General features: G+C 40.1%; 21 protein-coding genes and 1 other RNA gene. 13 read left to right on the forward strand and 9 right to left on the reverse strand.

Annotated elements, in window-relative coordinates:
- The first annotated feature begins 350 nt into the window (after positions 1-350).
- Positions 351-1,928 (forward strand): peptide ligase PGM1-related protein, encoded by a 1,578-nt coding sequence (locus ACE1CI_RS30395; RefSeq protein WP_413265201.1) that lies wholly within the window; start codon positions 351-353, stop codon positions 1,926-1,928.
- 116 nt (positions 1,929-2,044) lie between these two features.
- On the opposite strand, the gene ACE1CI_RS30400 is transcribed toward ACE1CI_RS30395, so the two are convergent.
- Together ACE1CI_RS30400 and psb34 are read right to left on the reverse strand one after the other, a co-directional pair.
- Entirely contained in the window at positions 2,045-3,238 is a 1,194-nt protein-coding gene (locus ACE1CI_RS30400) for a homocysteine biosynthesis protein (RefSeq protein ID WP_413265224.1), read from the reverse strand.
- A gap of 231 nt (positions 3,239-3,469) precedes the next feature.
- Positions 3,470-3,637 carry a photosystem II assembly protein Psb34 gene (gene psb34 / locus ACE1CI_RS30405; RefSeq protein WP_413265200.1) on the reverse strand — a complete coding sequence of 56 codons (168 nt, stop codon included), beginning with the start codon at positions 3,635-3,637 and terminating at the stop codon, positions 3,470-3,472.
- A gap of 237 nt (positions 3,638-3,874) precedes the next feature.
- Here psb34 and ACE1CI_RS30410 point away from each other — a divergent pair, with 237 nt between their 5' ends.
- Both ACE1CI_RS30410 and ACE1CI_RS30415 read left to right on the forward strand, forming a co-directional pair.
- Complete coding sequence (locus tag ACE1CI_RS30410) at positions 3,875-4,588, forward strand: serine/threonine-protein kinase (RefSeq protein ID WP_413265198.1); 714 nt, start codon at positions 3,875-3,877, stop codon at positions 4,586-4,588.
- Entirely contained in the window at positions 4,589-5,410 is an 822-nt protein-coding gene (locus ACE1CI_RS30415) for a class I SAM-dependent methyltransferase (RefSeq protein WP_413265197.1), read from the forward strand.
- On the opposite strand, the gene ACE1CI_RS30420 is transcribed toward ACE1CI_RS30415, so the two are convergent.
- The 6 genes from ACE1CI_RS30420 to ACE1CI_RS30445 form a co-directional block, all read right to left on the reverse strand.
- Positions 5,400-6,974, reverse strand: a complete 1,575-nt coding sequence (locus ACE1CI_RS30420) for a glycosyltransferase family 39 protein (RefSeq protein WP_413265196.1) — start codon at positions 6,972-6,974, stop codon at positions 5,400-5,402. The two genes, ACE1CI_RS30415 and ACE1CI_RS30420, sit on opposite strands and share 11 nt — an antisense overlap.
- 104 nt (positions 6,975-7,078) lie before the next feature.
- Positions 7,079-7,441, reverse strand: coding sequence for a hypothetical protein (locus ACE1CI_RS30425; protein ID WP_413265195.1), 363 nt, complete (start codon positions 7,439-7,441; stop codon positions 7,079-7,081).
- A 230-nt stretch (positions 7,442-7,671) separates the two neighbouring features.
- Complete coding sequence (locus ACE1CI_RS30430; RefSeq protein WP_413265194.1) at positions 7,672-7,959, reverse strand: type II toxin-antitoxin system RelE/ParE family toxin; 288 nt, start codon at positions 7,957-7,959, stop codon at positions 7,672-7,674.
- Positions 7,956-8,249, reverse strand: coding sequence for a hypothetical protein (locus ACE1CI_RS30435; protein WP_413265193.1), 294 nt, complete (start codon positions 8,247-8,249; stop codon positions 7,956-7,958). The genes ACE1CI_RS30430 and ACE1CI_RS30435 overlap by 4 nt, the downstream gene beginning before the upstream one ends.
- A gap of 134 nt (positions 8,250-8,383) precedes the next feature.
- The gene (locus ACE1CI_RS30440; RefSeq protein WP_413265192.1) at positions 8,384-8,506 is read right to left on the reverse strand and encodes a hypothetical protein; all 123 of its coding nucleotides are present in this window, start codon (positions 8,504-8,506) and stop codon (positions 8,384-8,386) included.
- 152 nt (positions 8,507-8,658) lie between these two features.
- The gene (locus tag ACE1CI_RS30445) at positions 8,659-9,099 is read right to left on the reverse strand and encodes a hypothetical protein (RefSeq protein ID WP_496615929.1); all 441 of its coding nucleotides are present in this window, start codon (positions 9,097-9,099) and stop codon (positions 8,659-8,661) included.
- Between the two features lie 192 nt (positions 9,100-9,291).
- On the opposite strand from ACE1CI_RS30445, the gene ACE1CI_RS30450 reads away from it, so the two are divergent.
- The 10 genes from ACE1CI_RS30450 to ACE1CI_RS30495 all read left to right on the forward strand — a co-directional run bounded on the left by ACE1CI_RS30450 (position 9,292) and on the right by ACE1CI_RS30495 (position 16,954).
- The gene (locus tag ACE1CI_RS30450) at positions 9,292-9,834 is read left to right on the forward strand and encodes a helix-turn-helix domain-containing protein (protein WP_459564075.1); all 543 of its coding nucleotides are present in this window, start codon (positions 9,292-9,294) and stop codon (positions 9,832-9,834) included.
- Positions 9,835-9,874: 40 nt separating this feature from the next.
- Positions 9,875-10,087, forward strand: coding sequence for a hypothetical protein (locus ACE1CI_RS30455; protein ID WP_413265189.1), 213 nt, complete (start codon positions 9,875-9,877; stop codon positions 10,085-10,087).
- 35 nt (positions 10,088-10,122) lie between these two features.
- Complete coding sequence (locus ACE1CI_RS30460; RefSeq protein WP_413265188.1) at positions 10,123-10,350, forward strand: ribbon-helix-helix domain-containing protein; 228 nt, start codon at positions 10,123-10,125, stop codon at positions 10,348-10,350.
- Complete coding sequence (locus ACE1CI_RS30465; protein WP_413265187.1) at positions 10,340-10,798, forward strand: type II toxin-antitoxin system VapC family toxin; 459 nt, start codon at positions 10,340-10,342, stop codon at positions 10,796-10,798. Before ACE1CI_RS30460 ends, ACE1CI_RS30465 begins: the two co-directional genes overlap by 11 nt.
- Positions 10,799-10,860: 62 nt before the next feature.
- On the forward strand, positions 10,861-11,382 hold the full coding sequence (locus tag ACE1CI_RS30470) for a DUF29 family protein (protein ID WP_413265186.1): 522 nt from the start codon (positions 10,861-10,863) through the stop codon (positions 11,380-11,382).
- 85 nt (positions 11,383-11,467) lie between these two features.
- Positions 11,468-13,138 (forward strand): chaperonin GroEL, encoded by a 1,671-nt coding sequence (groL, locus tag ACE1CI_RS30475; protein ID WP_413265185.1) that lies wholly within the window; start codon positions 11,468-11,470, stop codon positions 13,136-13,138.
- A gap of 155 nt (positions 13,139-13,293) precedes the next feature.
- Complete coding sequence (gene corA / locus ACE1CI_RS30480) at positions 13,294-14,550, forward strand: magnesium/cobalt transporter CorA (protein WP_413265184.1); 1,257 nt, start codon at positions 13,294-13,296, stop codon at positions 14,548-14,550.
- A gap of 196 nt (positions 14,551-14,746) precedes the next feature.
- Positions 14,747-15,187: RNase P RNA component class A (rnpB, locus tag ACE1CI_RS30485), an RNA gene on the forward strand.
- Positions 15,188-15,222: 35 nt separating this feature from the next.
- Positions 15,223-15,942, forward strand: coding sequence for a ribonuclease III (rnc, locus tag ACE1CI_RS30490; RefSeq protein ID WP_413266781.1), 720 nt, complete (start codon positions 15,223-15,225; stop codon positions 15,940-15,942).
- Positions 15,932-16,954 (forward strand): Gfo/Idh/MocA family protein, encoded by a 1,023-nt coding sequence (locus ACE1CI_RS30495; RefSeq protein ID WP_413266782.1) that lies wholly within the window; start codon positions 15,932-15,934, stop codon positions 16,952-16,954. The genes rnc and ACE1CI_RS30495 overlap by 11 nt, the downstream gene beginning before the upstream one ends.
- A gap of 613 nt (positions 16,955-17,567) precedes the next feature.
- Here ACE1CI_RS30495 and ACE1CI_RS30500 read toward each other — a convergent pair.
- Positions 17,568-19,541, reverse strand: a complete 1,974-nt coding sequence (locus tag ACE1CI_RS30500) for a sensor histidine kinase (RefSeq protein ID WP_413266783.1) — start codon at positions 19,539-19,541, stop codon at positions 17,568-17,570.
- Positions 19,542-19,683: the final 142 nt, after the last annotated feature.

Raw genomic sequence — 19,683 nt, forward strand, 5'->3', positions numbered from 1 at the left:
AAGTACTTAACTTCTCTGCTAAACTATTAATTTACTATCTTTTAGATAGATGCGGAAAAGTTAGATAAGTTCATAAAATTAATTATTGTTACTACTGTTAATCGCTGATATGGCTAGAGATAATAATTTTTTTTACTGTTTCGGTAAAATAGTTTGCAACGGACGGAAAATTAAGTAACGCAAGTTGCTAGTTATTTACATAAAGGTACGTTGTTGGGCTTTAGCCCTATAATGCCACGTTTCCTAAGAGGGCTAAAGCCCAACAACGTACAAAGAATCAGACTAATCTTATAACTAGCAACTTGGGTTAAGTAAATTACTGTTATTGAAACTTGGGTGGGGCTGGGGCAATGCAAGTTGTAGATTTCTCTGTAGATTCTCATGGGGAAAAGTTTCGGTTTCTGCAAGGTCAATTGCGCGATCGCTGGCAGAGTATTGAAGGTACTAACCTGGGAGATTATGATATTTTAGTGATTCCTTCTGTGAGTTTAGATCAGCAGGAACTACAGAAAGTGGAAGGATTTTTGAATTACGAAGAACGATTACTTTTTTCGTTAATACGGTTGCGAAATCCGCGAACCAGAGTAATTTACGTAACTTCACAACCTTTGCCACCAATAGTAATAGATTATTACTTACAATTGCTGCCGGGAATTCCATTTTCTCATGCACGCGATCGCTTAATGTTATTTTCCACTTATGATTCTTCTGCCAAACCTTTAACCCAAAAAATATTAGAACGTCCCCGGTTAATGCAGCGGATTCGTCAAGCATTAAGACCAGATAAATCTTTTATGATTTGTTATAACGCTACTCAATTAGAAAAAGATTTATCTTTGCAGTTAGAAGTACCTTTATTAGCCGCAGATCCAGACTTACTTTACTGGGGAAGTAAAAGTGGAAGTCGGCAAATTTTTGCTGAGAGTGGCGTACCTTATCCTGATGGAAGCGAACTGGTAAATAATGCTGATGATTTAGCAGAAGCAGCTGCGGAACTTTGGGAACGTCAACCACATTTACTAAGGATGGTAGTTAAGCTAAATGAGGGTTTTTCGGGGGAAGGAAATGCCGTTTTGGACTTGAGAGAAATAGCTAATATGGCACCTGGTACTGTTTCCCATCGAGAAAGAGTGGGGGTGATTAGCGATCGCTTTTCTTCCATGAGTTTCCAAGCTAAAAATGAAACATGGGAAAACTTTTCTAGTCGCATTCCTGAACTAGGCGCAATTGTCGAAGCGTTTGTAGAAGGTGAAAAAAAGCACAGTCCTAGTGTTCAAGGTAGAATTACCCCCGAAGGCGAAGTAGAAATTCTCTCAACTCATGACCAAATTTTAGGCGGTTCTGACGGTCAAATTTACTTAGGTTGCTATTTCCCTGCCCAAGAATCTTATCGCTTAAAGTTGCAAGAATTAGGATTAAGAGTAGGGCAAAATCTCGCCGAAAAAGGCGCATTAGAAAGGTTCGGCGTTGACTTTATTGCTGTACGCCAACCTGATGTAGCAGGTATACCACAATGGGATTTACAAGCAATTGAAATTAACCTGAGAAAAGGTGGTACTACTCATCCATTTATGACGCTGAAATTCTTGACAACTGGGCGTTATGATATGGCGACTGGCGTTTTTTATAGTCAGCAAGGTAGCCCGAAATATTATATGGCTACTGATAACTTACAAAAAGAACGTTATCGCGGGTTATTACCAAATGATTTGATGGATATTATTGCCGATCATCGATTACATTTTGATACGAGTACGGAAACAGGAACAGTATTTCATTTAATGGGTTGTCTCTCAGAATTTGGTAAATTAGGATTAACTTGTATTGGTAATTCTCCGCAACAAGCTAAAGATATTTACAACAAAGTAGTCAATGTCTTGGATGGAGAAACAAAAGAGACAGGGATTGACGCTTATGCTTTATCTTAAGTGTCACAATTCATCTCCCGGTAAGCTGCGCTGTACCGGGAGATGAATTGTGACAAATTAACTCAGACTGAGCGCAGCGAATCAATATAATTTGACAGTGGCATCTAACGGAGATATCAATCCAGGGCGATGGTTGCGCCCCAACGGTCTTGGGGTAAAAATGCCCGATCGATCGGAATAGGGGCAACTCTTTCGGTTAAGGTGAATTTTCCAGCACCGATCCACTGTTTGAGTTCGGCGGCGACTTGCCGGGACAGATAAATGCTGGCGAGGGGAGCAGTTCTTATTTGTTTGCCTTCAATGGTGATCCGACCGGATTTTAGTTGGGCGTAGGTGACTAGTCCAAAGGTGGGACGCACGCGCCGGGGAATGGAGAAATCAACTACTGGTGCGACTAGTTCTTTGTCTTGAACGGCACATTTTTGGATGACTTCTTCGTGTAAAACTGGGATGGGGACACCGACTCCGAGCATTAGGGAAGGGCCGTAGTTTTTAAAGTAGCAACCGCGCACCCATCGTCGCTCCATTTGTTTGGCATCGCCGATTAAGGCGAGGGTGGCAGCAGGACCGATCGGGGTTTGATTAGGTAAGCGTTTTTGTAAGGTAAAGTTTTGTGTGCCTTCCCAGGCTATGTATCCAATGCCACCACCGAGGAAAATGCGGGTGCCGATGCCAATAATTTCTAAGTTGGGGTCGTTGAATAGGGGAGATATGGCTCCCGGGTTGGAATAGACGGCGTTACCCAGTCGGGGTTGTAGTGGGCCAAGGTAGGTGTAAAGTGGTCGATCGCCTCCGTTAACTCCGACAATAAAATTTTGGTAGATATTTCGCGGATTATATAGATAAAATTGGTTGATTGTATCGCGGGTGATTGTGGTTTCAAAGGAAGCGCGGGGATAACAGTCGGTGACTTGTCCGATCGCTCTTAAATGTACAGTTTTTCCGGCAATTAAATCTTCAATTACATGACCACCACCCCGTTCTTTTGATTCTTCTTCAGGACCATCACCACGTTCGTAATCAACGCTTTGGGTGGCTCCTAAATACAAATCTACTGCTCCAAAACCAGAATAAGCCAAAATTCCATCTAACCAACAGGAGCGAATTTTAATCGGTGGATCGGTATGACCTAAGTTGATAATCGCCCCTGATGATTCCATTGGTTCAAAGGTGCCAGTGGTAATTACATCCACTTCTTTTGCGGCTTGGGTGACACCAACTTCTGCAACTCGGACTTTTAATTCTTCTGCTGTCCACACCACTACAGTTTGATTGTTTATTTTCTCGTTAATCTCAGCAATAGTTCGCATAAAATACCAATTATCTAACTTTTCAATCAGGAGCGAAACTTCATCAGAGAGAATCTTTTTTAAGGAAGGCGATCGTCTTTTGTACCGCTGCATTTCTCTGTTTTACTTTTGCATATTTGAATTATCGCTGAATCGCCATAAATAGCAAAAACCTCAGCTGTTAAGCTGAGGCTCATATAGGAGAATTCCGATAATCGACGCGATTCACTTTGGTTCAAATCTTTTTAATCCTTAGCTAACCCCAAAAGCAGTCAAAACTAACAGGCTAACCAACAGAACTGCTACCGCACCTTGGAAAAGGTAACGTTGCTGTTGCTCTTGTGAAGGGTACTCAGCATAGTAAACGGTGGGTTCAACAGCGTAGTTGTTCAAAATCCCTCTGTCATCAGTAGTGTACATTTGTTTCTCTCTCTCTCTTTTATTACCTTATGTAAATAAGTGTAACGAATTGTTTAGGATATGTCAACAAATTAAACGAGTTATGGTATATGTCTTGCTGACAGTGGAGATAAGTTTTGGCTATGGTCAGTTGACCTGTGGGGGTTCCAGAAGTAGGAATTAGAGTTGTGAAAGGTGTAGATTATTTACGATCGCTTATGTTCTTGGGTTATCGCCTAACCGGATATGAAGGTTTGTATGGAACAACTGCACATCAATCAGCTAATTAAGACTATTCACACTGAACTACTACCTGGACTACAAATTGAGAGCATCGATCCCCACGATCCAGTAGTAGTGAATCATTTGCCTGCACCCTGGCAACTTATTGGTACGGGGAACTATGCCGCAGTCGTCTGTCATCCCAATTATCCAGAAGTAGTGGTCAAGATTTACGCACCTTCGCGTCCGGGTTTTGAAGAAGAGTTAGAAGTCTACCGTCGCTTAGGTTCTCATCCAGCATTTTCTGAGTGTTTCTATGGGGAAAATGGCGTTTTAGTCCTCAAGCGGTTGTATGGAGTCACGCTCTACGATTGCCTTCACAAAGGTATCCCAATTCCCAAACAAGTGATACAAGATATTGATGCAGCCTTGGACTATGCTAGGAGTCGCGGACTTTACCCACATGATGTTCATGGTCGCAATGTGATGCTGTATGAAGGAAGAGGATTAGTTGTAGATATTTCTGACTTCTTGCATCTGGAAACTTGTACTAAGTGGGACGATCTCAAACGAGCATACTATTGGCTATACCTTCCCCTGTTCTATCCACTGCGGTTAAGAGTGCCTTATTTTCTGCTAGATGTTATGCGTAAAACTTATCGTCTGGCAACTTCTGGCATAATTTTCATCTCTCGGTTAGTGGGTCAGGCTTTTGCTAAGAGGAAATTTATCAAAGCGGTGAAAAAATAAATGAGTTTCAATTTTTCCAACGCTAAAGACTCAGTAACTAACCCTTTGAGTTACTTTTGTAATTTGGGTGAAGATTACGAAAAATATCGTCCTCTTTACCCAAGTTCAGCAATTGACAAAATTTTGTCAGGTTTAAACCCTCCGAATCAATTATTAGCTGCTGATATTGGTGCTGGTACAGGAATTGGTTCGAGGTTGCTGGCAAATCGAGGTGTTCGGGTGTTGGCGATCGAACCTAATGCTGATATGCTTAACGCTGCAACATCTCATGAAAGGCTGGAGTTTTTGACTGGAACTGCCGAAGAAATTCCTCTTAAAACGGCATCTGTAGATTTAGTAGTTTCTTTTCAAGCATTCCATTGGTTTGATTTGATGAAAAGCCTTGAGGAGTTTCATCGAATTCTTAAACCTGGGGGAAGATTGGCTTTAGTTTGGAACTTTTGGGAACAAAAAGATATTACTTCTAAAGCTTATACTGAGTTACTGTTTGCGGCAAGTAGCGATCGCCAAAAGCAAACCTCATCTCCACCATCAATAAAAGCTCTATTCAAAACTTTACGCTATCAACTATTTTGGCAAGGATTGTGGCTTCCCTATTTTAAAGATCTGCATCGTTACACTTTTACTTTTGAGCAGCATTTGCACTTAGCCGGATTAGTTGGGTTAGCGAGAAGTCAAGGTTTTACTCCTCAAGGGGGTACTGCTTTGGAAAAGTTGATTTTACAGTTGGGGGAATTTCGCGATCGGTTTTGTGACAATCAAGGTCGAGTTCGCCTCATTTACTCCACAAAATTGTACTTAGCAACTTCAGCTAAAAACTAAGCCACAAATGATAAAGATAAGTAAAAGCTCCCGGTTGAGCGAAATAATCGATTTTTTGACCTATGCGATCGAGTCGAGGTTCAACTATCTCTTTTCTTTTATCTTTTAACCCAATTCCAGAGAACAAAAACCACACTCGCGGTTGATTTTGTAGTTGACTAAATTGCCGTCGGTAGTCTGTCCAAACTTGGTCAGATATTGCCTCTTTTTTCAAAAAGTCATTATACCCAAGCACATATTGAGATTTAGAATACCCATATTTCCCTGCATAATATTCCAACTGCGCTGAAGTTCCTCCCCCATCAGCAAACAGCACATCTTTCGGTTTTTGATGTTCTTTGATATAGGCAATGACTGAACGAACTTCGTATTTAGTTTCTGGTTTAATTAAGAATCCTCCAGCTTCAAATACAGGGGTTAAAATTAGTAAACAACTAATAATTATACCGCAGATTCCCACATACTTTCGTCTCAGGTTTTGGTTAAATGTGGCAAAATTCACCTGAGACAAAAGAAAAGCCGCACCTTCAGCAATAATTAAGATAAAATATGGTGTTAAAAACAAAATTAAGCGAGTCCGAAAGGGATATTTATGTAAATAAGTAGCAGTTAAAGTAGCCAGTATAGGAGAAATTAAAATTAACAACTTAATCCGGTTTTTTCTATATAAAATAATGCCACCAATAACCAAGGTGAAAATAGCAATTCCATCTGCTATGCCAGCAAAACCTAATGGTTTATGAAAGAATCTGCCGAAAGAGTCTAGCAACCAAAGGATATCAAAAATACTTTTGGGATATTCTGGACTCCAAGAGGATTGTAGCGACTCATTTTTCATCGATTTGGAGATGATGAAAAAGTAGTAAAGTGCAAAACCAATTAGCCAAATTAAATAAGCTGGTAAGCGATTAATTACGATCGCTTTTCGTTTTTGAGCAGAACTAGTAATTAGACAGGCTAACTCAACTCCTCCTAATGGGAAAATAGCAGTATGAGAAAACCACATCGCAAGTATTCCCAGGAATCCGAGTAAGAAAACTTTACTTTTTTTCAGAATCCGATCGCGCAACGGAATCAACAACAAACAAAGCAACAATCCTACCATGAGATCGCTAGAATATTGCTTAACTTCGGTAGCATAGTAAAGCGGATATTTCAAACAAGCGAACAAAATTAAGGCAATGGGTAGAGCGATCGCAGATACAGTCCATTTTCCTAGTTGATAAAGCGCCAATAAAGAAACTATTCCTGCAATCAAAGGAAACAATCGCAGTGAATATTCATTATTACCAAATAACTGCACTACCAACTTTTCTACCCACAAAAATCCCGGAGGGGCTGCTTGATCGTAATCCAAAGGTTGCAGTAATTCTAAGTAAGAGCGATTGACGATGTTTAGAGCGATATATGCTTCGTCTCCCCATAAAGAACGGTTGCTGATGTACTGCGCTAAACGGATAATGATGCCATAAGCGATCGCAAAGAAAGCCAGTAGATTAATAACTTTCCAGGTTTTCGGCTGCAACTTGTTGGTGTCTGCGTAGTTGTCAGGTAAAGTATCCACTATTTTCAATTTTCCTGGTAAAAATAGAAATTAATGGAAGACATGATACCACAAAGCGATCGCTTCTTTTTTTGCTGAAGTATTAACTATAGGAATAAAATTAGTTACTCAATCCTCCAACCATAGATCTTACTCTCTTGTCCAGACTGATTATCGATCGTTGTTACAAAAAGATTTTGACCTTTAGCATTCCTAAATTGAAACAAACAAAGCCCTAATCCTGTTCCTGAACAATCAACAATTTCGGTATAGCCTTTTTTGATTAAAGAATCGATCGTGCTGTTCGGAACTCGATTATTCACTTGTTCGGAATTAACTACAGGTTGCCAGCCACGCTGAATTAACATAGTTCTGACTTGAGCATAATTCATATTTCGCCGCAATCTAGGCAATGATTGGGCAAATGATGAATTTTGAACTGAACAAATTATAGCTAGAAGTACGCTGGAAAAAAATAGTTTATTCATATCTGATCTTTTACTTGGTTATTTTAGCCCTTTTGCCTTTAGCTGATATTAATTTGTGATATAAATTTGGCTCGTCCTGTTGGAAAGGTTGAGGCATAGCATCAAATGTTGCCTCTCCGATACTCTACATAGACCTTAGCTTCTACAACTGACATAGTTTGATTTTGTTGGCTCTAGGTGGATTATAGGCGATCGCCTTTTTTATTGGTGAAGTTATGGAAGTGCGATCGCTAAAACTGACTGTCAATATCTCTTGCTTGATGTAAAACCCTGACAATTTCGATACCATCTGCAATTTTATTGTAAAAAATAATGTATGGCTTAACAGGAAAACTCCTGAGTCCTGTCATCAAATCGTCTCGTTGCTTACCCATATTAGGAAATTGAGACAGCATAGGGAATCGATCCAAAATTTGGGCAATTTGTTTGTCAGCTAAGAGTTCATCTTGCTGTGTTATATAAACCCAAATATCTTCTAAGTCTTGCTCTGCTTGTCGTGACAAACGATAACGGTTCACTGGGATTGCTCCTGCTGAAGTCGCTGCTTGCCCCGCATTTTGATGTTATCAAGTAAATTGGGTAAAGTGGAATCATCATACTCAGTGTATTCTCCATTCTTAAGTTGTTTCACACCTAGAGCAATGTCACGCTGTAAAACTTCCCTTTTATTTTGAAGTTCCTCATTAGATAAAGATGGATACTGAATTTTTTGGGCTAAAAGTTGCTGTTCCTCGTCGGTAAGAGAGAGGATAATTTGAGCAAGAGAGTCAATCAATTTTGTGTTGATCGAGTTAGTAGTTTGGCTCATGATCCGAATTTTTAACTTGTTTTCTTATTGTACTGAAAGCGGAAATCCCTGACCTGAAACTTCCAAGTCAGGGGTTAGCTTTTCTACTTCCGCTTGAGAAAAATCAATTCCAGCGAATTTACCGCTTGCTGGCATTACTGTTTTTTCTGTTGCTTACGACGATCGGCAATTCGTTTTGCTGTGGCTATAGCTGCATCGTTAGCTACATAACCACTTGATTTAATAGCATCAGCTATTTTTTTAGCCTCACTACCCACAACTGGTTGTGAGATCGTGTTGAGGGGATACTGCTTAATAATAAGATTTTTTTACTCATTTTTATTATAGTATCGCCTTTTTTTGGGTGAATTTAGGGAAGTGCGATCGTTATCGCTATTTCCTCGATAACGATTACTGAGGCGATGGACACCTACCCATATACCGCATAAAGTCGGCTGGGTTTGCTACTAATTACACCAACATTAGGTACTCTGTAATAACTTTGGTATTCGTTATATGCGTCAGGGTTCCTAAAACCACAGAATTTACCATCCCCAGCAGTATAAAACACTGAACCTCCTTGTGCAAAATACGATGCTGGAGTTGGACAATGCCCGATATACCTGTAAGAAGTAAAGTTTGTTATATTTATATCTGGTGCTGGTGGATTTGCTCTTCTATAAATTTCAAGATGTCCTGGTTTTTTAAATCCGCAAATTATACCACCCGATCTAGCATAAACTGAGCCTTGACGGGCAAAATAACCATCAGGAATACCCATTCTTTGAGCAAGACTGGGTTGTTGTAGCAAACCAAATGTTGTAGTGGTAATAACAACTGTGGCAAAAAATTGAATGTTTATCTGCTTCATACTCTGGATTTAAGTTAATACTGAAAGGTTCGATCAAGTAATCTTTTTTACTTTATTCTCAGCAACTCAAAGGTGTCATCACTTATGGCTGGCGGAAAAAGACGGAAAAAGACGGGAGTTATATTAAATATGTTTACAAGGGGCGGATTGTAGCGGATAATGGCGGATAAATTAGGTTTTAATGCTCAGACTATGGACGTAACAGAGGTGTTGAAATATTTGGATGAACTGATGTTCGCTCAAACTGGTAAACATCTTGATAGTCTGCAAAGAGCAATTATTAAAGGCGTTCTCAACAATCAGAAATATGCTGAGATTGCTAAAGAATATCAGTGTACGCGAGGTCATGCAAAAGATGAGGCTTATGCACTTTGGGAAATTCTTTCTGAAGCTTTGGGAGAAGAGGTGAATAAGTCGAATTTTCGGGCTTCTGTTGAAAGATTAGGAATTGATAAATATCAATATAAAATTATTGGAAATTCACTTATTGGTGGTAACATTAATCTTTGTCGTAATACTTCACAAGTTAACGAAAAATCAGAAAACTTAGAAAATTTAGAATCAATTATTTCAGAAAGTCCTACAAATATTAATGGCACATCTAACAATATTGAAACTGGACGAAAACTAGCTAAATTGGAAACGATACCGAAATTAGTAAAAGTTGGGTTAACAGCAGAGCAAATTGCCCAAGTTCTCGATTTGCCTTTGGAGGAAGTAGAAAAAAAGTTATGATAATAGAGGTATAAATTGAGTTAAGAGATATCCTAAAGCCATGAAGACATCAACTCAGGTAAATGATATTTTGCAAGCTATATCTAATCTGGATTTTGAGGAGCAGTCTTATATCGCTGAAATTCTTAGCAAAAGGATGATCGAATTACGAAGGAGTCAAATTGCATCAAGAGCTAAAGAAGCTGAAGAGAATTATAGATTGGGTAATGTTTTTACTTATACTGTTGAAAATTTGATTAAAATTATAATATAATTATATATATCGGCTATCAAGATTTGAATAAAAGTATGAATATTAGTATCCCACCAGAACGAGAAAATTTTATTCAGTCTCAGTTGGCAACAGGTAAGTATAAAAGTGCCGAAGAAATCGTAGATGAGGCACTTAAGCTACTCGAAAGACGAAATGAACAAGCAAAACTTTTAGCAGAGATACGCCAACACCAATGGCAACCTCTGGAAGAAATTCCAGATAGCGTCACTTTGCTAAGAAAGCTGCGGGGATATGATGACTGAATACTCATTTGAATGTGTTCTTGATGCTAATGTTGCAGTGAAACTTTATATTAATCAGCCTTTTTCCGATAAAGCGATCGCATTACTCGATTTACTACAAGCCAATAAACCAGCTAAGTTTTATATTCCAGAATTTTTTTATGCAGAATGTGCCAACGTTCTTTGGCAGTACGTTCGCCTTGCTGCGTATCCTCCGCAAGAAGCGAAAAATAGCTTAGAGAATTTGAAACAACTTGATTTACAAGTTATCGATACTTTCAGTTTAATTTCAGAATCTATGGAAATAGCAATATCTTGTGGAATTGCTGTTTATGATGCTTGCTATGTAGAACTAGCAAATCGTTTAAATATTCCCCTAGTGACTGCCGATCAAAAGCTGATTAATGCTTTGTCGTCTAGATCGTACATAATTCAATCGCTAGAAACACTGGTTATCCCATCTTTTTAAAGAAGATGAAGCAGACTATAACTGAATATAAATCATAAATTAAGTTGAAGAGGTGAAAAAATATGACACAAGAACTGATAGATTTAAGAACCAGTATTTTAGAGGGGCGTTACAGCGATGCTTTGGCGATCGTAGATGAGTTAGAAGGCATGAGTAAACAAGCAATTTTGCGGACAATTCAATCTCATCTAGTCATTTTGTTAATTCATTTGATTAAAAATCAAATTGAACAACGCTTAACAGGTTCTTGGGCGAATTCAATTCGTAACTCAATCCGCGAAATTAAAAAGTTGAATCTTAAAGATAATAAAACTTCTTACTATATTAATGAAGATGAATGGGAGAATTTGATTGAGGAAGAAGTGTTGGAAAATGCGATCGCAGATGCCAGCGAAGAAGTACTCGAAGGAAAATATACCCGCTCTCAACTTTCGGAAATGTTAAATAAATCGCAACTGCTGGAAAGAGCGATCGAACTACTCACCCTCACCTATACCCATTCTGCCAAAGAACTACCAGCCCTAATTGAAGAAAAATTAGCACAGCTACCAGGTGGCGACGACTGGCTCAACCGGAGAAAATAAAAATCAACGTTTGCTCACCAACTTAGGTTAGCACTCTGACGCTGAGAGTGCTAAATTGACTAATGGAAGTGAGAATGAAATAAATATGGCAAAAATCGTAGCATTCAATGAAGAATCAAGACGGGCATTAGAACGGGGTGTGAACGCCCTGGCAGATGCTGTGAAGATTACCTTGGGGCCAAAAGGTCGTAACGTTGTATTAGAGAAGAAGTTTGGCGCACCCGATATCGTTAACGACGGGATTACCATTGCTAAGGAAATTGAATTAGAAGATCCCTTAGAAAATACTGGTGCTCAACTGATTCGGGAAGTTGCCTCCAAAACCAAAGACACTGCTGGAGATGGTACCACAACCGCGACTGTTTTGGCACAGGCGATGATTCGTGAAGGCTTGAAAAACGTTGCTGCTGGGGCAAATCCGGTGGCGATTCGTCGCGGAATTGACAAAACTGTTGCTAAATTAGTTGACGAAATCGCTGCTGTTGCTAAACCTGTAGAAGGAACTGCGATCGCACAAGTTGCCACCGTTTCCGCAGGTAACGACACCGAAGTTGGGGAAATGATTGCTTCAGCGATGGAAAGAGTCACCAAAGATGGCGTGATTACCGTTGAAGAATCCAAATCTTTGACTACAGAATTAGAAGTAGTAGAAGGGATGCAACTCGATCGCGGTTATATGTCTCCCTACTTCGTCACCAACGGCGAAAGAATGATGGTGGAATATGACGATGTTCGCATCTTAATCACCGATAAAAAAATTAATTCCATTCAGGAATTAGTGCCTGTTTTGGAAAAAATTGCTCGCTTAGGTAAACCATTATTGGTAATCGCTGAAGATGTGGAAGGTGAAGCTTTAGCAACTTTAGTGGTAAACAAAGCTAGAGGTGTTTTGAGTGCAGTAGCAATTAAAGCACCGGGATTTGGCGATCGCCGCAAAGCAATGTTACAAGATATCGCCGTTCTCACTGGCGGACAAATGATTTCCGAAGAAGTAGGATTAAGCTTAGATACTGTTACTTTGGAAATGCTGGGAACTGCCCGCAAAATCACCTGTGATAAAGACAGCACTACGATCGTTGCTGGAACAGAAACCAAAGACGACGTACAAAAACGCATCGGGCAAATTAGAAAACAACTAGCAGAAACCGACTCCGAATACGACAAAGAAAAACTACAAGAACGGATTGCTAAATTAGCAGGTGGTGTAGCAGTAATTAAAGTCGGTGCTCCTACCGAAACTGAATTGAAAAACCGCAAATTACGCATTGAAGATGCTTTGAATGCTACCAAAGCGGCGGTAGATGAAGGCATTGTTCCCGGAGGCGGAACCACCTTAATTCATTTGGCTAAAAAAGTCCATGAATTTAAAAATGGTTTGGATACCGAAGAAAAAATTGGCGCAGAAATTATTGCCAAAGCATTAGAAGCACCTTTGCGTCAAATTGCTGATAATGCTGGTGTTGAAGGTTCAGTAATTGTCGAAAAAGTGCGCGAAACCGAATTTAATGTTGGTTACAATGCACTGGATGACAAATTTGAAGATATGATTGCTGCTGGAATTATCGATCCGGCAAAAGTAGTTCGTTCTTCTGTGCAAAATGCCGCTTCTATTGCAGGCATGGTGTTAACAACTGAAGCTTTAGTTGTAGAAAAACCTGAGAAAAAACCTGCTGGTGGTGCGCCTGACATGGGCGGCATGGGCGGCATGGGCGGCATGGGTGGCATGGGCGGCATGGGCGGCATGGGCATGATGTAATGTCGCCAATGTTTGAGTAAAATCGCTACTCCTCAGATCCCCGACTTCTTGAAGAAGTCGGGGATCTAGTCTCCTCAGATCCCCGACTTCTTCAAGAAGTCGGGGATCTAGTTGTAAGATTACGGTCAGGTACTATTTATTTGATCTGAACCGATATGGTAGAAAGAACCTTTGCATCAGCAACGCTGAATATAAATCCTGATATAGAAGAGGAAGAGGAAGAAGATTACTTTGATTACAACTATGATGAACCAGGTAGTCTGCCGGGAACGATCGATCTACCCTCCGATGCACCACCGCCAGATATTGTGTTAATAGATTACAGTGAAGCTTCAGCCACTAGGTTAAAAATTAACAACCCAGAAGAATGTGCGCCTTATTTAGATACTCATTCTGTTTCTTGGGTAGATGTATTAGGATTAGGCAATGAAGAAACTTGGTTGAAACTAAGTAAAGTTTTTCATCTACACGCCTTAGTTTTGGAAGATGTAGTTAATGTTCCCGAACGTCCGAAAGTTGATGATTTTGACTCGCAAATAGTGATCATTGCTTGGATGGTAATGCTCAAGGATAACAGTCATGGGTTTTATATTGAGCAAGTGAGTTTTGTGTTAGGAGAAGATTATTTACTTACTGTACAGGAAGAACCAGAACGAGATTGTTTTGCTAAAGTGCGCGATCGCATTCGTTACAACAAAGGCATCATTCGCCAAAGAAAAGCCGATTATTTAACATACGCCCTTTTAGATGCAATTATTGATGGTTATTTCCCCGTTTTAGAAGCTTACGGGGAACGTATTGAAGAATTAGAAGATGAAGTAGTTAGCAATCCATCTCGACAAACTTTACAAGAAATCTACAAAATTAGGCGAGAATTATTAGCGCTGCGTCGCGCCATCTGGCCCCAAAGAGATGCACTCAACACTCTAATTCGAGATGGTAGCAACTTAATTAGTCCAGAAGTGAGGATTTACCTGCGAGACTGTTACGATCACGCAGTCCAAGTCATCGATATTGTAGAAACATACCGAGAATTAAGTTCAGGACTCATGGACGTTTATCTCTCCTCCATTAGCAACAAAATGAATGAAATCATGAAATTATTAACCGTAATTTCTACGATCTTTATTCCCCTAACTTTTATTGCTGGAGTCTACGGGATGAACTTTAATCCAGACAAATCTCCCTGGAATATGCCAGAGTTAAATTGGTATTGGGGTTATCCAGCTTGCTGGGCTGTAATGATAGCGATCGGTGCTGGTTTAGTTTACTTCTTCTGGCGCAGGGGTTGGTTCGAGAATTTCTCCACAATTAAAGATGACTCAGAAACAGAAATAAACAGTTCAGTTCCCATACCCAAAATGCAACGAGTTGTTGGCAATAGATATGGAAGTGGGGAGATGGGGAGGTAGGGAGGTGGGGAGGTGGGGAGATGAGGAGATTGGGGAGAGTTTTGAGTTCATTAATTTCCCAAAAGTCCCAAAAGTCCCAAAAGTCCCAAAAGTCCCAAAAGTCCCCCCATCTCCCCATCCCCCCATCCCCCCATCCCCCCATCTCCCCATCTCCCCATCTCTTCTTCCCCGTTCCCCAGTAAACTAGATAAAGGAGAGAGTAGGGGTAGGCGGTTGCGGAATAGCGAAAGCTATGCTGAGGAAAGTCCGGGCTCCCGAAAGACCGAACTTGCTGGGTAACGCCCAGTGCGAGCGATCGTGAGGATAGTGCCACAGAAAGATACCGCCAAGAATAGGGACTGGGGGCTAGGGACTGGGTGCTAGGGAAGAATTTTCCCAATCCCCTATCCCCAATACCCAATCCCCTATCTTTGGTAAGGGTGCAAAGGTGCGGTAAGAGCGCACCAGCAACGTCGAGAGGCGTTGGCTCGGTAAACCCCGGTTGGGAGCAAGGTGGAAGGAACTATGGTTGGTCTTTTACCAGTTCCGTCATTAAGTACCGCTAGAGGCATCTGGTAACAGGTGTCCCAGATAGATAACTGCCCTCTTAGCTTGTATAGTTAAGAGAACAGAACCCGGCTTATGACTTGCTCTCTCCATTTTTTTTTGGAAAGGAAACAACAAACAGTAGTAATGAATCTCAGCTATCCCCGTCGCCAAAGTCAATTAGAAAGCTTGGTGCAAAAACTGGGAATACCTGAAACTGCACCAGTTAAATGGCAGTTATTGGACTTGGCGCTGACTCATCCGACTTTCTCAGCGGAAGCTAATTATGAGCAATTAGAGTTTGTGGGTGATGCGGTGGTGCGGTTAGCAGCGGCAGAGTTTTTGTGGGAGAATTACCCGCAATCTTCTGTAGGTGATTTTTCTGGTATTCGTGCGGAACTGGTGAGCGATCGCATCTTAGCAAAAATCGCTGACAGTTACGGATTAGAACGGCATTTACTATTAGATAAAAGTGCCTCTGGCGATGTCGCCGGAAGGGAAACTAGATTAGCAGATGCTCTGGAAGCAGTAATGGGTGCTCTCTATTTGAGTACACAAAATTTACAATTAGTTCGTCCTTGGATCGATATTCATTTCAAAGATTTAGCCGCAGAAATTATCTCCGATCCGGCTCGTCATAATTATAAAGCTGCATTGCAAGAACTTACCCAAAGTGTTTACAAAGTTTTGCCTATATATGAAGTTATGGAAATGAAACGAATTAAGGGTAATGCTCAAATGTTTAAAGCAGTGGTGAAAGTGAATAACAAAGCTTATGGAAGAGGAGAAGGACATTCCAAAAAAGCGGCGGAACAAGCTGCTGCTAAAGTAGCTTTTGAGCAATTAAAGGAAGCAAATGACCATTAACATTGCGATTTTAGGTGCTGGACGTTGGGGCGTACATTTGGTGCGAAATTTTTTGGCGCTTCCTGAAGTCCGTTTAGCTGCTGTAGTCGATCCGAATTTGGATAGATTGGAGGAATTGCGATCGCGCCATCAATTCGACGATAGCGTAGTTTTAGCAACCCAATGGTCACAAGTGCGACAATTACCCCAATTAAATGCTGTAGTAATTGCAACTCCTGCCGTTACCCATTATGAATTAGTAGCAGATGCTCTCAATTTAGGCTATCACGTTTTAGCCGAAAAACCCTTAACTCTTAATCCTCAAGAATCTTTAGAACTTTGCCGTTTAGCAGAACAGCAACAACGCCAACTTGTAGTCGATCAAACTTACCTGTTTCATCCCGTAGTAGCTGAAGGTAGAAAAGTGATGGAACAAGGAATTTTAGGAGACTTACGCTATGGTTATGCTACCAGAACTAATTTAGGCCCTGTGCGTTACGATGTTGATGCCATGTGGGATTTAGCAATTCATGATATCGCCATTTTAAACAATTGGTTATCAGAAACTCCCTCTCAAGTGCAAGCTACTGGTAAACTTTGGTTGCAACCAACAGAGGCAACAGAAAATCCACTTTATGATTTAGTTTGGGTAACTCTTACTTATCCTAGCGGTTTCCAAGCATTTATCCATGTTAGTTGGCTGAATACTGATAAACAGCGGCGTTTAGGTGTAGCTGGTAGTCAAGGTACATTAATTTTTGACGAGTTATCTACAACAGCACCTTTGTCAATTCAAAAGGGAAACTTTGCCGTAGTTGGTAACAAATTTAATCCAGAGAATCTTAGTTTTGAAGTTGTTGATGTCCCTAAAGTAGAACCCCTAAAACAAGTGTGCCAACATTTTATTACTTGTGTTCAAAACAATCAGCCTTCTTCCGTTTCCTCTGGCTGGATAGGAACAAAATTAGTAGAAATTCTCTATGCTTTAACCCAATCATTACAGCAAGGAGGACAACCAATTAAATTATCGTAAGTCTGGTTCGTTGTCGCGACTTTAGTCGTTTTATGCCCGGAATGTACGACTAAAGTCGTCACAACAAACCAGGTTCGTTGTCGCGACTTTAGTCGTTTTATGCCCGGAATGTACGACTAAAGTCGTCACAACAAACCAGGTTCGTTGTCGCGACTTTAGTCGTTTTATGCCCAGAATGTACGAATAAAGTCGTCACTACAAACCAGGTTCGTTGTCGCGACTTTAGTCGTTTTATGCCAAGAATGTACGACTAAAGTCGTCACTACAAACCAGGTTCGTTGTCGCGACTTTAGTCGTTTTATGCCCGGAATGTACGACTAAAGTCGTCACAACAAACCAGGTTCGTTGTCGCGACTTTAGTCGTTTTATGCCCGGAATGTACGACTAAAGTCGTCACAACAAACCAGGTTCGTTGTCGCGACTTTAGTCGTTTTATGCCCGGAATGTACGACTAAAGTCGTCACAACAAACCAGGTTCGTTGTCGCGACTTTAGTCGTTTTATGCCCGGAATGTACGACTAAAGTCATCACAACAAACCAGGTTCGTTGTTGCGACTTTAGTCGTTTTATGCCCGGAATGTACGACTAAAGTCGTCACAACAAACCTTGTAACTTACCTTTCGCCTACGGAAGGAACTTCTGCTTTATTATCAGTTAAGGATTCAGTTCCAGTTGCAAAAAAGCCAGAACTAACTATTGGCATAGAAATTTCTACTGTAGTACCCAAATCTACACCGGGACTGTGCAAATTAATTGTACCTTCCATTAGTGCCATAATTTTGCGGGAAATTGCTAAACCTAACCCAGTTCCGCCATACTTACGAGTTCTAGTTCCATCAGCCATAACAAAGGGACGGAATAATTTTTTTTGTTCTTCTATTGGTATACCAATTCCTGTGTCTTTGACTTTTACCAATACCCAATAGTTGTTATTATTGGTTTGTTTACTGGGAACTGCTTCTAAGGTAGTAGTAATAATAATGCTACCCTTTTCGGTAAATTTTACAGCGTTACCAATTACATTGAGAAAAACTTGTTTTAATTTTGCTGGATCGGCTTGGACGATAATTGGTTGTTCTGGTACGGTAAATAATAATTGTAAGCCTTTTTGATTAATATGAACCATTTGTAAATCAACTACTTCTTTGAGGATCGATCGCACATCCACAGTTTGCATAACTACAGAAAGTGTACCAGATTCAATCTTCGATAAATCCAGAATGTCGTTGATAATATGTAATAGGTGAATCGCCGCATCATCAGCTTTTTGGAGTAAGTCTAATTCTTCTTCGCGATCGTCACAACAACCATCACGCACCAAGCGAATACAACCAATAATCGCGTTTAAAGGCGTTCTTAATTCATGGGAAGTATTAGCGAGAAATTCACTTTTTAATTTGTTCGCTGTTTGCGCTTCTTTCCAAGCATTTTCTAACTCTTCTGCCCAAATTGTTAATCGCCCAACCATACTGTCGAGAGATTCACTTAAGTGATTTAATTCCATAATTTTAAATGTTGGGGTAAGTTTCACTGTTGAGCGATCTTTGCCAACATTTAAAGCATAATCACCTAATTGTTCTAGAGGGCGTGCTAAGTCACGGGATAAATATAAAGTTGCTAATAAAATAGCAGCGATTAATCCTAGAGTGAGAATTAATAACACTTGCTTAATCTCTTCTAGGCGATACAAAGCACTATCGATGTTAGCAACTGCTAAGATTACCCATTTCCTATTTTTTTGTTGACTTAAAGGACTAGGAATAGCTGAATAACCAACTACTGATTCTACTCCCTCATCTTGAAAGTCTGATAAGTGAAGAAAATATTGTTGTCCGTTAATCGCATTTTTGATGATTGCTTCTAACCTAGAAGCATCTCTCTCTTGAGAAATATTTTTTCCTTGTCGCTCTTTTTGCGGATGTTCTAAAATTGTACCATCTTGGTCAATTACTACTGTATTGCCGTAAAGAGAGCCGGAGAGATCGCGTTGTTGTTGGTTGATTATAGATTTTACAGTTAGTACATTTTGGAGTTGACCAGCACTATTATAAACAGGTGCGCTTAAAATCAGTTTTAACTGATTTGTATTACTGGGAGTGTTGACATTATTTATGGCTTTTTTGCTAACCTGAGTCGTCACATATACATTTGACAAATCTGGCAGTAATTCAGTTTGTTTTTTTGCCCATAAATTAGGAGGTAGAGAAACAATTGGACTCTCCCCACAAGTACCAGCGATAACTTGACCAGTCTGAAAATTACTTAATTGTATACACTGTATTCTAGTTGGTAACTGAGTGGCTAATTCAGAAATAAATTTTTGATTGCTGGGAATGGATGAATTAGACTTGAGAACAGCCGATTGACTTGCTGCCATTAAGTTAGACTTCAAAGCAGCAATTAATTCTTCAATTCTTTCCCCCTTTCTCACAGCACTCTCTGTTAAGTTTTGGCGGGCAGTTTCTAACAAAGCAGAACGAGCTTTTTTGTATGTTACATACTCCCCTACTAATAATATTGGTACACTTAAGAGTAGGATACGGGATAGTAAAATGCGGCGAAAAGAAGATTGACCTAGCTTACCCATTGCGAGTCTCTAAAAAATTATAGTTAAAGGGAAGTAGTAACTTAGTAGCAGACAACCAGACAAGTACTAAGGGTTATGTCGCCACGTAGGAAGAAGAGTACAATGCCTGAAACTAGATAACTGGTATACGCTAATGATAGTT

The sequence above is a fragment of the Floridaenema flaviceps BLCC-F50 genome, from assembly GCF_041929275.2.
GTDB lineage: Bacteria > Cyanobacteriota > Cyanobacteriia > Cyanobacteriales > Aerosakkonemataceae > Floridanema > Floridanema flaviceps.